Below are 11995 nucleotides of genomic sequence, written 5' to 3'. Positions count from 1 at the left end.
ACTTTTTGTTTTTACTTATAAAATTCAACACTTCATATGTACTATTATTTTCTTGATAGAAGATAATGCATTTTATATTATATGATTGCGTTTTATAATCATGTTTATAATGAAGATTCTGAAAATGTTATCAAATTATAGAAAAAAAGCTAAAATTATCCTAAATCTTAGCTTTTTTTATGATACTATTCATTATTCCTTTATCTCTTGTACCTCTGCATGTGTATTGGAATTATACGAATTAAATGATATCATACCAACCACCATCAAAATTAAATTTACTACAAGAAATCCAATCAATATTCCAATAATGATTTTCAATATCAATTTAGACCTTCTATTTTTTATCGCAAATTGTTCATTGATACGAATTAACTGCTCTGTTATTTCATTTTTATCTTTTTCATCATACATCCTTTGCCCTAATAATTCACCAATGGATACTTCCAAAACTTCTGCTATTTTTACTAGCATATCTGAGTCAGGCACGGATAAACCTTTCTCCCATTTTGACACTGTTTGTCTTACAACATGTAATCGTATTGCTAATTCTTCTTGTGAAAGACCTCTTTGTTTTCTTATTGCTTTTATATTTTCATTTAACATCATTATTATCTCCTCTTTCTCGAATTTATTATATATATCTTTCTTAAATGTCACAAGCAACAAAAATTAACATATGTGAAACAATCCTCGCAACATGAAGTATACTTCATATTTTTGTTGACAAAAATGATTTTCAGAAGTAATATAGAAATAGCTTAACATGAAGCTAGCTTCACATCAAAAGAAAGGGGATAGATATGAAAACAAAAATCAAAGAAATGCGAATCAACGCTAAAATGACACAAAAACAATTAGCCGATCTCGTTAATGTTTCATCTAGAACAATCATTTCTATTGAAAAAGAGCAATACAGCCCTTCACTTATGCTTGCTTATCGATTAGCACAAGTTTTCAATACAAGTGTTGAGGAATTATGTTGTTTAGAAGAAAATAAAAGAATAGAAGATCGAGAGATTATGAATAATCAGGAGGATATCATATGAAAATTAGAAATCAAAAATATTTTGTAACTGCTATTATTATGGAAATAATTGCGATAGTTTGTCTTATCACTTTTTTATGCAACCAAGAAACTCGTTATATCTTAGCATTTCTATTAACTTTTATATATGGAATAATTAGCTTTTACAATTCATCAAATAGAAAAGGAAGCATAGAAGTGGCTTCAAGAAACATGGATGAGCGAGATATTTTACTTGTGATGAAAACTGATAAAACCACTTTGCGAATTTTAAATTATATACTACTTGCCGGAAGCTTAATATCCATTGTACTTTATAGTTTATATCATTCAATTATTTATATTACTTTGATTATTACTTTTACTGCCATTATGTTTATACAGTTAGCAATTTTATTTTTTGTAAATATCTATTATGAGAAACACGCATAACAGTTTTGATTTTCAATTAATATAAAAGATAAAGAGGTGATATCCATGTTAAAAGAAAATGATAAAATTGGTATCGTCGCATGCTCTAATGCATTACCAATACAAGCAAAAAGCAGCATTCATGAATTAGAAAAAATACTGAAACGCCATCAGCTAGAACCAGTATTTTCTCAATATATTTACCAAACAAAAGATTTATACAGTGGCACTGGTCAACAAAAGGCGATGGCACTTATGGACTTCTATATGGATCAGGATATAAAAGCAATTTTCGATATATCAGGCGGGGATATGGCAAATGAAGTATTAAGCTACCTTGATTTTGATATAATCAAAGAAAATCCTAAACCTTTTTTTGGATACAGCGATTTGACTACGATAATCAATGCTATATATACAAAGACGAATCAGTCTGCTTATTTGTATCAATTAAAAAATTTGATAAAAGAAAACAAGGTTAATCAACAGAAAGATTTCTTTTCTTCTATGCTAGAAGGAACTAACAATCTAATGGATATCCCTTGGACATTCACATTCCATCAAGGAAGTGAAATTAATGGTATTGTTGTAGGTGGCAATATACGATGCTTCTTAAAACTTGCCGGTACGCCATATTTTCCTAATCTGCAAGACAAGGTTTTGTTTCTAGAAAGCTTTGGTGGTGAAGCACCTCAGATGATTACTTATTTCCATCAGCTGAAACAGATGGGAGCATTTGATAAAATATCTGGTCTACTACTTGGTACTTTCACAAAGTTTGAGGAAAATAATCATTCTGATATCGTAAAACTGATTCAACCGATTATTCATAATCCCAACTTACCGATTGCGAAAACAAATCTTGTAGGGCATCATAGTGACTCTAAATGTTTGATAATAGGTGAAAATATTCAAATTAAATGTAAAATCAGTTAAAAGATTATAAAAAAGAGTATGTTTTTTACAGTTTACATAAATCGAATAAAAAATAATATGAAAATAAGGTATATAAAATATGCTACACCAGATTTCATAATGTTGGAAGAAAAAGCAAAAGCATGGGAAAAAGAATTAAAGTTGTTGATGGTTTAACAATTCTTTCTTGCTTTAGAGTGGATGAAAAAAAGATTTCTAATTGACTGATAATTATAGTTATTTTGAAATATTTTTTAGTATCCTAGTAAAGGCCAGTTTAGCACTATTGGATATACTTTTTTACATTTTTCTTATTTTAATATCAAATGATGTTATTAACTCCATATCATAAATATCTTTTCCCAAAACATAAACAGGCAGATATACATAATTTAAACGCATGGGATATGATAAATCATTTCCTGCAATAGAGCCATAACAAATCCCTTTGATATCCGTATTCATATTATAAAGTGTCGCAGTGATTAGTTGTGGAATGATGTAATTTGTTTTAAACTTAGCCCCATCATTATCCAATGCCTTGATAGAACAAGCATATTTTAAAGGCATCGTATATAAAAAATCAATGACTTCCTTTCTGGTACGTTTATGATGCAAGATATATTCATAATCAATGGACATATCAAATAATGGAAAATCTTTCTTACATTTGCATTCACATAAACAAACGTTCTTTTTTTGTCCAAGCTCTGCATAAACACAATCCATACTAGAAGCAAGATATAAACAAGGGATACCTGACAAGCTATAACGCTGATTACCGATCAAATAGCGTTGGTTAAACGGGATATGGTAAAAAGATTTCACATCTGTGAGTGGTTTTTCACTGATTCTTCCTCGATATAATATAGCTGGCTGAGATCCAGGATTTTGAAAATAATCCATATAAATATCATCATGGATACGGTATTGTAGAAGATTTTGCATTTGCGATGATGCCGTATTCACCCTTCCATATAAATAATTGATCCATATGTCATTGATCTTATTACGAATACGTTTTAAGGTGTTCATTTCAGATTCTTTTAGCACACCGCTTTCTTCTATAATATGTAAGAAGGTACGTGTTTTTTTCATATAGGCTTTTCTGGTATCCACATCATGTTCCTCACTGCTGCACATGGGCACCTGTGTCTGGAGTTCTTTTAAAAGCTCTGTAAGTTTCATGAAATCCCCTCCTCTTTTTCTTTAAGTTTATCATAAACATATGCTTCAATAAACAAAAGAATAAAAAAAGTAACTTTATTTTTTCAAGATACTTTACAAATTATATTTACAGTGTTATAGTATGGGTGTCATAAGCAAGGAGGCTTAACAATATGAAAAAATATGATGCAATCATGATTGGTTTTGGAAAAGGTAGTAAAACGCTGGCCGCTGAAATGGCAAAGCGTGGAAAACATGTGGCAATGATAGAAAAAAGCAACCAGATGTATGGTGGTACTTGCATCAATGAGGGTTGTATCCCTTCCAAATCATTGATTATACAGGCAGATAAAAACGGATATACGAAAGCAGTAGAAAATAAAGAAATACTGGTCACAAAACTGAGAAAGAAAAACTTCGATAAATTAGACCAGCTGGAAAATGTTGATGTTTATACAGCTACAGCACAATTTGTAAGTGATCATGAAGTACATATTAAAAATGAAGAACTGGATGAAGTTCTATATGGTGATATGCTATTTATCAACACAGGATCAGAACCAAATATTCCTAATATTAAAGGTATTCATGATACAAAACACGTATATACAAGCGCAGAATTGATGAAGCTGACAGAGCTGCCAAAACGCCTTGCGATCATCGGCGGTGGATATATTGGTTTAGAATTCTCCAGTATGTACGCAAGATATGGCAGTAAAGTTACTGTGTTTGAACATGGGGAACGTTTGGTAAAACGTGAGGATAAAGATATCGCTGATGAGATTCAAAAAGTTTTAGAATCTCAGGGTGTTGCTTTTGAATTCTTAAGCAGTGTAGAAGCATTTGAAAATGATGGCGAACAGGTTGTTGTTTCCTATAAAGATGCATCAGGAAATAATCATCGCTTAACTGTAGATGGTGTCTTACTAGCTGCTGGTAGACATGCAAATACAAAAGCTTTGGCTTTAGATCAGGCTGGTGTTAAAGTAGATGCACGTGGCAATGTAATCGTGAATGAACATCTACAGACAAATGTTCCTCATATTTATGCGATGGGCGATGTCAAAGGTGGTCTACAGTTTACCTATATCTCATTAGATGATTATCGTATTGTGAAAGATCATTTATTTGGTGAAGGAAAACGTACAACAGAAAATCGTGGAAACATTGCTTATTCTGTATTTATTTCCCCAACATTCTCCCGTGTAGGATTAAGTGAACAGGAAGCATTAAAGGCTGCTCATAACATCAAAATCGCAAAGATGCCTGCTGCCGCAATTCCTCGTGCCAATGTCATCTCACAACCAAACGGTTTATTAAAAGCTGTAATTGACGCAGATACTGAACAAGTGTTAGGATGTGTATTGTTCTGTGCGGAATCAGAAGAAATGATCAACTTTGTGGCTCTTGCCATGGATCAAAAACTTCCATATCAGGCAATACGTGATCACATCTTCACACATCCAACCATGAGTGAAGCATTAAACGATTTATTTTCAAATGTACAATAAGTAAAGGAGGCATATATTATGTCAAATGTATTACATCCAAATGAAGTTGAATTTAATGAAATTATAAAAAAAAATGAAGTCGTATTTATCGATTTCTATGCATCATGGTGCGGCCCTTGTAAGATGCTGGCACCTGAAATTGAAAAGCTGGCAGAAGCATATGCTGGAAAAGTGGCAGTTTTGAAAGTTGATGTAGATAAAGAACCAAACCTTGCTGCACGTTTTGGGGTACAATCCATCCCAAATCTGTTTCTTATCAAAAAAGGAATTCTTGTAAATTCAGTTTTAGGATACCAGCCATATCCTAAATTAGTGAACTTTATAGAAGGTAAGTAATGGTTAATCCTAATGACATACTAAGCAATATTAGCTTACTTCTTATATTTACAGAAGGATTATTATCCTTCTTTTCGCCTTGTGTACTACCACTGTTACCTGTGTATATGGGTTATCTGGCTGGACATAGCAGTGGAAGTGAACCACATCCCCAAAGAAAAGTATTACTGTTTACCATCTGTTTTATATTCGGTATCTTCATAGCTATTTTCTTGATGAATATTGGAATCAGTGTCTTTAGCAGTTTCTTTTCTTCACATATGCTATTATTCGCAAGAATTGGTGGTATCTTAATTATTCTTTTAGGTATCCATCAATTAGGCATCATTAAATTTAAGACGCTAGAAAAAACGTTTAAAATAGGTATGAAGCCAAAGAAAACGATGAATATCTTTGTGGCATTTGCCATGGGATTTACGTTTAGTTTCGCATGGACACCTTGTATTGGTCCTGCCTTATCCAGCATTTTAATTCTGGCAGGTAGTTCTCAAAACTTCCTGATCAGTAATGGCTTAATGTTGATTTATGCTTTAGGTTTAACAATTCCATTTCTGATTCTTGGTATTTTTACCAATAAGGCATTATCATGGCTTTCCTCTCATAAAAAGATTATGAACTATACAGTAAAAATTGGCGCAGTCATTTTGATATTGATGGGAATCATGATGTTTACAGGTAAAATGAATACCATCACCAGCTATCTATCTCCATCCACAACACAAAAAGAAACTGTGAAAACGGATAAACAGACAGATACAGAAGAGAAAAAAGAACCAGAGAAAAAAGATGAAGAACCTGGTAATACAGAAGTACCACCTCTTGATTATGTATTAAAGGATCAAAATGGCAACCAGATATCATTCAAGGATTATCGTGGCAAAGTGATTTTCCTGAATTTCTGGGCAACCTGGTGTCCACCATGTCAGGCAGAAATGCCACACATTCAGGCTTTATATGAAAAGTATAAAGATAGTAAAGATGTTGTAGTATTGACCATTGTTTATCCACCTGGTGAGAAAAATGGTGAACAAAGTGTATATGATTTCTTAAAAGAAAATGATTATACAATGCCTGTATTATTTGACTCTGATGGTGCTATAAGCAGTGCATTTGGCATTAGTTCCTATCCTACTACCATCATGGTGAAAAGAGATGGTATCCCATATGGTATCGCAAAAGGGCAATTAACAAGTGATATTATGCAACAGATTATAGATAAAACCTTGGCAATTAAATAAATATATGTTTAAATAAAACAAAACATTAGGGAATAATGAACGAAAAGGGATGATAACATGAAAAAACAGTATGATTTACCTTGTAATATTGCGCAGAGTTTAAATCTGATTGGTGATAAGTGGACACTATTAATTTTACATTCCGTGAAATGTGGCCACCACACATATAAAGAACTGCAGGATGCTTTAGAAGGTATCCCCACAAATCTATTAAGTAAACGATTAAAAGATCTATGTGAAGATGATTTATTGAAATGTTCTTTATATTCACAACACCCCCCACGCTATCAGTATGATTTAACTGAAAAAAGTGAAGATTTAGATGATGTATTTAATGCCATCTTGATATGGGGTGACAAGCATTTAGATAAAAGTTATAAATGCTTAAAGTATAAAGAAGCAAATGTAAAAATCGCCTATGTAAATGAAGCTACTGGTGAATTGATTGATCCGAAAGATTTATGTGTAGAAGAAAAGTGAGGATGTTGTGTCCTCACTTTTTGTTTGTTTGAATATAAGCGATTAATGGTTTTAAATAGCACTCATCTGTCCAGTCATGTTGTTTTCCAAATGCAGAGATCAGTGCTTCTTCCCAAGGTTCATAAGCAGCAGGATCCTTTTTCGCTACTACCTTTTTTAACATTTTACACAAGGTACGATCTTTAAAGCTCATCTTATCCTCATCCCATGCACCTCTGCCATAAAATAATGGAAGATCGCTGTATTCCCCTTTTAAATTATGATTCTTTATTTGTAGGATTGCTTTTTCATCATATGGAGAAGCCCCTACACAAAAGATTGCCACAATTTTATCTTTCATATCAGAATAATTTTTCTGAAGCACTTTTAATCCAGATATTCCACTCGCATAGACTGCGCCTGCTAATACAATTACATCATAATGCTGTATCATTGATGTACGAAAATCACTCACTTTCACCATATCAAAATCATATAATTCTGCCAGCATTTTGGCATATTTTTCAGTTGCCCCATACTTTGATTTGTATATTACTAATTGATTGCTCATATTATTCTCCTTTAACAAGCGCCTGTTCGATCGCTTTCATGATACATTTACTACTCACTGTTGCCCCAGATATGGTATCTACATCAAGAGATTGCGTTTTTATAATATCCTTTACAACTTTTTCTGCCTTGCCTCCAAGACCATTTTCATGTTTTACAATCGCAATATCTACCATCTTATGATTTTGAACAGATACCTGAACCACCACTGAAACTGGCACAATACCATATTTCCCTTCATAAATTCCATCATCAATCTTTTCTAAATCAGGTGTTTTCATGCTAAGCCTGTCCGCCTGATCTACAATATGGTTCATGGCAAATACACCACCCATAATCAGCAATAAACAAATACATCCAACTATAATAATTCCTTTATGCTTCATCTTTACTAACTGCACTTTCCAAATGTTCAATACCATCATACAGCTTCATCATCAAATGAAATAACATCTCCATTTCCTCATCTGTGTAGACTTCAAACAGAAACTTTAATTCCTTTTGATATTGATGGAAAGTATTTTCAAAAAAGTCCTGTACCTTAGCAGTAGGACAAATACATTGTGCCCTTGAATCTTCTGAACTTGTTTGAATGTTTACATAACCTTTTTTCTCTAACACACTGGCGATTTTTTTTATATTTTGTCTTGAGCATCCCAATAGCTCCCCCAATTGTGTAAATGTCATTTGTTTATCCGCATGACGTATTGTGGATAACAACATAAATTGTTTTAAAGATATATCTGGTATATGCTGATCAAATATCGTTTGAAGCTTATTCCCAGCGATAAAAATGGTGTTGAATACTGCCTTTTGCTGGTTTTCTTTTGTGTCAGAAAACTTCTCAATCAAATCTTTTAATTCCATATAGGCCTCCTTTAGGTAACTTGTTGCCTAAATTATAGCAACAAGTTGCCTATTTGTCAAATTTAAAATTTTGAATAAAAAAAGTACCTAAGCTTCTTGTAGAACTTAAATACTTATTTACCATCATTCATGCAGCATTGCCACTTCATGTACTGCATTTACTATTTTTTCAACACCAACAATAAAGTCATTTACCTGTTCTTTGGTAATAGGATAATATGCAGCATCTTCATGTCCTCAATTTGACTGATGGGCAATGATATTTCTTCTCTTATATAACGCATTTACAATGTTTTTCATTTTAGTTATTGTTGGCTTAGAAGAACCTTGTTCATAAAAAGCCTTATCTGCAATATCTTGTATTCTTATACCTAATAAGTTCATTTGATCTTTTATCGATTCAAAAGAAACCATCGTTTCTTTTGAATAATATTGATTTATAAACTCAAAAAACCAATTTTCGCTAACTTCATTGTTTAAGATTTTTTCAACCATTTCTAATTTTATGACTATGTTTTTATATTTCTCTGTTGACACCCATGATCCCTCAAAGATTTTATTTACACCAAATTTTGTTATTTCATGTAAGTAAAAATCAAAAGCACTTTCCAACAAAACAACTTGCGATCTCAAGATTAACTTTGCACAAACATCATTTTTCTCATTTTGCTTAAATACTGTAAACAAACTTGATATTGCAGATAAGTCCTCATCAAAATGTGCTTTTATTTCATTTAATTCAAATTTCAAAATTTGGGGAATTTGCCTATCACGAGTATCCTCCAACCTCGGTAGTAAATCTAATGACCTTTCTTCCATCTAAACACCTTCTTTTTTATCGTCGTTAAATAAAGAATAAATATTCTGACTCATGATTGGCATTGCTCTATATTTGCCTAACATATATCCATTTCTAAGGTTTTCTGTCTTTCTTACATTCTTGATTTCTGCTAACGAATATAAATCAGTTGATCTACTATCATCTAATTCAGTAAACCAAATCTGATCTCTTCTAAATAGCTTTGAGTCTAATAAACTAGTATCATGAGTAGTAAAAAGTAATTGAGCAAATTTATTTGTTTGTGCTTTTTTAAACAATGACACTATTTCCCAAACGATGGATTCATGTAGACTGGTTTCAATCTCATCACATATAAGAATTTTACCATTCTTTAATATATCTATGATAGGACAAATTACTTCAAATAATTTCTTAACACCTCTTGATTCTTCACTCACTAAATCTGTTTCAAAATGATCATAAATTAACTTTACACTTAATTGATTTGTTTCACCAAATAGCAAAGATTTTAAAGTATCTGGCATTTCCTTAGATAAATCTGTAACTCTAATATTTCTTTTTTCAAATTTTGTATCGATGTCCCTGATTCCTGTACCAAGAGAATTTAAAATATTAATAAAAATCTCCTTAATTTTTTCATTTTTTTGTATTAGCTTCATGGAGTATTCTGTCCAGTTATTTACTTCTGGATTATAGACCACAATATCTTCCTTAAAGAACAAAAAGGCTTGTTCAATCTCTTTTATTTTTGAAAAATTAGCTGCACATGATAAAAACAATCTATTTTCTTTTAAAACTTCATAACTTAGTTCAAATGCGGATTTGTATTTATCGCCAGGTTTAATGCTAATTCCTTTTCTTTCAAAAATTTTAACTTGTCTATTCTTAGGGAAATAATATAGATATTCTTCGTCAACTGACCTATTTCGTAATGAGAATCCATAGGCATATCGGATATCATTTTTTATAAACTGCATTGAAAAAATAGAAGGTGTTTCATCTCCACTTAATTTATGTGCGTATTGCGAGATATCATCTCCGGGTTGATAATTTATACTATTTAGAATTAGCCCTTGCATAAATTCAATCGCGTTCAAAAAGTTACTTTTCCCAGATCCATTTGGTCCATAAATCACAGCAGATCTTAATACCTTAAAATTAGAAAATGATTTCAGTTCATCTTCATACGTGTCGTCTTTACTTGCTAAAAATGAAAATGTAACTTTATTCATAATTGATTTATAATTTGAACAAGAAAACTCTAACAACATGATATCCATCTCCTTTTTCATTTTCATAATACCTCCATATAACTGTTTTGTCAAAGAATTTTGCATATTTTATGCAAATATTCATTTTTATTATATGATTTTTAACGTTTTTTATTCATTTATTGAAAAATACTGATTAAAATATTACTAATGAATATAAGTCTGCAAACATCAATAATAACAATATGTAGCATAAATTTATAATATTGATAATATCAGTATTTCACTAGAATCACTATTATTGATTGTGAAAAGTTCTAATATTAAGATTATAGGCGCTAAAATAGGGAAACTAAAATTATTATTTTTAAATATTTGATATATAATTATTCAATAAATAAAAGTTAACGTTTTTTTGTGTTCATGAATATTCTCTTTTCCTATATAAAAAATGTTTTTAGATTATTGTATTCCTTTTATTCCTTGTCAAACTTATTATAAATATTTTACGATATATACATCATTGACAAACAACCTTTATATGGTATTATTATATTAGAAAACGTTTACAAAAAATAGTTTAAAATGACTTATAAAAAAGCTATCATTCACTAGCTTCTTCATCAAAAACACAAATTATCATCTTACGACTAATCAATTAAAGACTTACACGATGGGCATAAAGTTCATTAAGTCTATATATGGAGGCTCTATGATAAAACAAAAAAGGAGGGTTTTTATTATGAAGAAACTAAAAAAGACAACTATTTTTGTACTAATTCCTTGTTTTATGGCATTGTTAAGTGGATGTCAGAATGCCAAAACAGAGGAAACACAACCCCCTGTTACATTCCTTGAACTAAACGGTGGAATTGATGGACATGGAGCAATCGTTCTTGAATGGGGTGAAGCTATTCCAGATACCGAAATGTATCATACTTTCAGAAGTGATGTAAAAAAAGAAGATTGCAAGATTAACTACACCTATGATGAAAATAACGTTGGAAGAATTATTGATTTAAATGTTTCTGTTGAGTATAAAGATAAAAAGTATGAACACAAGTATACTCTATTGATCGATGATACAAAAGCTCCTATTATCAATTATAAAGGTGAAGATAAAATCAAAGTGGAAGCTGGTAAGACTTATGATATCACAAAAGATCTTGATATTTATGATATGAAAAGTAAAGAAAAAATTCCACTTGTTCAAAATAAAGAGTTCAATCGTTTTTATCCTGGATATATTGTGACCTTCTCAAATACCGATTTAGAACGTGATTACAAAAAGGCTTATGAAAGAACTGATAATCAAGAAATTAACACAAAGAATCTTGGTAATCATAAAATCATCATTAAAGCCAGTGATGGCCATGGAAATGTAACATACAAAGAAATTGATATGGAAGTTGTAAAAGGACCTATTCTAAACGATTAAATATTGATAAACATAATGAATTCAAAGATTAAGTACAACAAAA

At 31.2% G+C, this 11995-nt stretch carries 15 protein-coding genes; 8 read left to right on the top strand and 7 right to left on the bottom strand.

From position 1 onward, the window contains the following. Nucleotides 1–192 precede the first annotated feature (192 nt). On the bottom strand, nt 193–606 hold the full coding sequence (locus tag DW114_RS00170; protein WP_117451236.1) for a helix-turn-helix domain-containing protein: 414 nt from the start codon (nt 604–606) through the stop codon (nt 193–195). A 197-nt stretch (nt 607–803) separates the two neighbouring features. On the opposite strand from DW114_RS00170, the gene DW114_RS00165 reads away from it, so the two are divergent. Genes DW114_RS00165 through DW114_RS00155 form a run of 3 tightly spaced genes read left to right on the top strand, consistent with a single transcriptional unit; the run spans nt 804 to nt 2374 of the window. Further along, nucleotides 804–1049 carry a helix-turn-helix transcriptional regulator gene (locus DW114_RS00165; RefSeq protein WP_117451234.1) on the top strand — a complete coding sequence of 82 codons (246 nt, stop codon included), beginning with the start codon at nt 804–806 and terminating at the stop codon, nt 1047–1049. Next, nucleotides 1046–1459 (top strand): hypothetical protein, encoded by a 414-nt coding sequence (locus DW114_RS00160; protein WP_117451232.1) that lies wholly within the window; start codon nt 1046–1048, stop codon nt 1457–1459. The genes DW114_RS00165 and DW114_RS00160 overlap by 4 nt, the downstream gene beginning before the upstream one ends. Before the next feature lie 45 nt (nt 1460–1504). Further along, nucleotides 1505–2374, top strand: coding sequence for a S66 family peptidase (locus DW114_RS00155; protein ID WP_117451230.1), 870 nt, complete (start codon nt 1505–1507; stop codon nt 2372–2374). 279 nt (nt 2375–2653) lie between these two features. Here DW114_RS00155 and DW114_RS00150 read toward each other — a convergent pair whose 3' ends face one another. Further along, nucleotides 2654–3541, bottom strand: coding sequence for a hypothetical protein (locus tag DW114_RS00150; RefSeq protein WP_117451228.1), 888 nt, complete (start codon nt 3539–3541; stop codon nt 2654–2656). Between the two features lie 152 nt (nt 3542–3693). Between DW114_RS00150 and DW114_RS00145 the strand changes: the two genes are divergently transcribed. The 4 genes from DW114_RS00145 to DW114_RS00130 are packed head-to-tail and all read left to right on the top strand — an operon-like array spanning nt 3694 to nt 7085. Then, the gene (locus DW114_RS00145) at nt 3694–5031 is read left to right on the top strand and encodes an FAD-dependent oxidoreductase (protein WP_117451226.1); all 1338 of its coding nucleotides are present in this window, start codon (nt 3694–3696) and stop codon (nt 5029–5031) included. Between the two features lie 18 nt (nt 5032–5049). Next, nucleotides 5050–5367 (top strand): thioredoxin, encoded by a 318-nt coding sequence (gene trxA, locus DW114_RS00140; protein WP_117451224.1) that lies wholly within the window; start codon nt 5050–5052, stop codon nt 5365–5367. After that, the gene (locus tag DW114_RS00135; protein ID WP_117451222.1) at nt 5367–6605 is read left to right on the top strand and encodes a cytochrome c biogenesis protein CcdA; all 1239 of its coding nucleotides are present in this window, start codon (nt 5367–5369) and stop codon (nt 6603–6605) included. The genes trxA and DW114_RS00135 overlap by 1 nt, the downstream gene beginning before the upstream one ends. A gap of 57 nt (nt 6606–6662) precedes the next feature. Further along, a complete protein-coding gene (locus DW114_RS00130) occupies nt 6663–7085 on the top strand; it encodes a winged helix-turn-helix transcriptional regulator (RefSeq protein WP_117451220.1) in 423 nt (140 codons plus the stop codon). Between the two features lie 13 nt (nt 7086–7098). Here the strand turns inward: DW114_RS00130 and DW114_RS00125 are convergent, their stop codons facing one another. The 5 genes from DW114_RS00125 to DW114_RS00105 all read right to left on the bottom strand — a co-directional run bounded on the left by DW114_RS00125 (nt 7099) and on the right by DW114_RS00105 (nt 10601). Beyond that, nucleotides 7099–7635, bottom strand: coding sequence for a flavodoxin domain-containing protein (locus tag DW114_RS00125; RefSeq protein WP_117451217.1), 537 nt, complete (start codon nt 7633–7635; stop codon nt 7099–7101). 1 nt (nt 7636) lies between these two features. After that, complete coding sequence (locus tag DW114_RS00120; protein ID WP_117451981.1) at nt 7637–8020, bottom strand: FMN-binding protein; 384 nt, start codon at nt 8018–8020, stop codon at nt 7637–7639. Continuing rightward, nucleotides 8010–8501 (bottom strand): MarR family winged helix-turn-helix transcriptional regulator, encoded by a 492-nt coding sequence (locus tag DW114_RS00115; RefSeq protein ID WP_117451215.1) that lies wholly within the window; start codon nt 8499–8501, stop codon nt 8010–8012. The genes DW114_RS00120 and DW114_RS00115 overlap by 11 nt, the downstream gene beginning before the upstream one ends. A gap of 237 nt (nt 8502–8738) precedes the next feature. After that, on the bottom strand, nt 8739–9320 hold the full coding sequence (locus DW114_RS00110; protein ID WP_117451213.1) for a hypothetical protein: 582 nt from the start codon (nt 9318–9320) through the stop codon (nt 8739–8741). Then, entirely contained in the window at nt 9321–10601 is a 1281-nt protein-coding gene (locus DW114_RS00105) for an AAA family ATPase (protein ID WP_207732804.1), read from the bottom strand. Between the two features lie 655 nt (nt 10602–11256). On the opposite strand from DW114_RS00105, the gene DW114_RS00100 reads away from it, so the two are divergent. After that, nucleotides 11257–11952 (top strand): hypothetical protein, encoded by a 696-nt coding sequence (locus tag DW114_RS00100; protein ID WP_117451211.1) that lies wholly within the window; start codon nt 11257–11259, stop codon nt 11950–11952. The last annotated feature ends 43 nt before the right edge of the window (nt 11953–11995 follow it).

This window comes from Absiella sp. AM09-50, from assembly GCF_003433845.1.
In the GTDB taxonomy this organism is placed as follows: domain Bacteria; phylum Bacillota_I; class Bacilli_A; order Erysipelotrichales; family Erysipelotrichaceae; genus Hoskinsella; species Hoskinsella hominis.
Note: the sequence above shows the minus strand (reverse complement) of the source record. Positions and strands in the feature narration are given on the sequence as shown.

Excerpts from the sequence above, each read along its gene's own strand:
- DW114_RS00170 (WP_117451236.1), bottom strand. The coding sequence starts at position 606 with ATGTTAAATGAAAATATAAAAGCAATAAGAAAACAAAGAGGTCTTTCA.
- DW114_RS00165 (WP_117451234.1), top strand. The coding sequence starts at position 804 with ATGAAAACAAAAATCAAAGAAATGCGAATCAACGCTAAAATGACACAA.
- DW114_RS00160 (WP_117451232.1), top strand. The coding sequence starts at position 1,046 with ATGAAAATTAGAAATCAAAAATATTTTGTAACTGCTATTATTATGGAA.
- DW114_RS00155 (WP_117451230.1), top strand. The coding sequence starts at position 1,505 with ATGTTAAAAGAAAATGATAAAATTGGTATCGTCGCATGCTCTAATGCA.
- DW114_RS00150 (WP_117451228.1), bottom strand. The coding sequence starts at position 3,541 with ATGAAACTTACAGAGCTTTTAAAAGAACTCCAGACACAGGTGCCCATG.
- DW114_RS00145 (WP_117451226.1), top strand. The coding sequence starts at position 3,694 with ATGAAAAAATATGATGCAATCATGATTGGTTTTGGAAAAGGTAGTAAA.
- trxA (WP_117451224.1), top strand. The coding sequence starts at position 5,050 with ATGTCAAATGTATTACATCCAAATGAAGTTGAATTTAATGAAATTATA.
- DW114_RS00135 (WP_117451222.1), top strand. The coding sequence starts at position 5,367 with ATGGTTAATCCTAATGACATACTAAGCAATATTAGCTTACTTCTTATA.
- DW114_RS00130 (WP_117451220.1), top strand. The coding sequence starts at position 6,663 with ATGAAAAAACAGTATGATTTACCTTGTAATATTGCGCAGAGTTTAAAT.
- DW114_RS00125 (WP_117451217.1), bottom strand. The coding sequence starts at position 7,635 with ATGAGCAATCAATTAGTAATATACAAATCAAAGTATGGGGCAACTGAA.
- DW114_RS00120 (WP_117451981.1), bottom strand. The coding sequence starts at position 8,020 with ATGAAGCATAAAGGAATTATTATAGTTGGATGTATTTGTTTATTGCTG.
- DW114_RS00115 (WP_117451215.1), bottom strand. The coding sequence starts at position 8,501 with ATGGAATTAAAAGATTTGATTGAGAAGTTTTCTGACACAAAAGAAAAC.
- DW114_RS00110 (WP_117451213.1), bottom strand. The coding sequence starts at position 9,320 with ATGGAAGAAAGGTCATTAGATTTACTACCGAGGTTGGAGGATACTCGT.
- DW114_RS00105 (WP_207732804.1), bottom strand. The coding sequence starts at position 10,601 with ATGAAAATGAAAAAGGAGATGGATATCATGTTGTTAGAGTTTTCTTGT.
- DW114_RS00100 (WP_117451211.1), top strand. The coding sequence starts at position 11,257 with ATGAAGAAACTAAAAAAGACAACTATTTTTGTACTAATTCCTTGTTTT.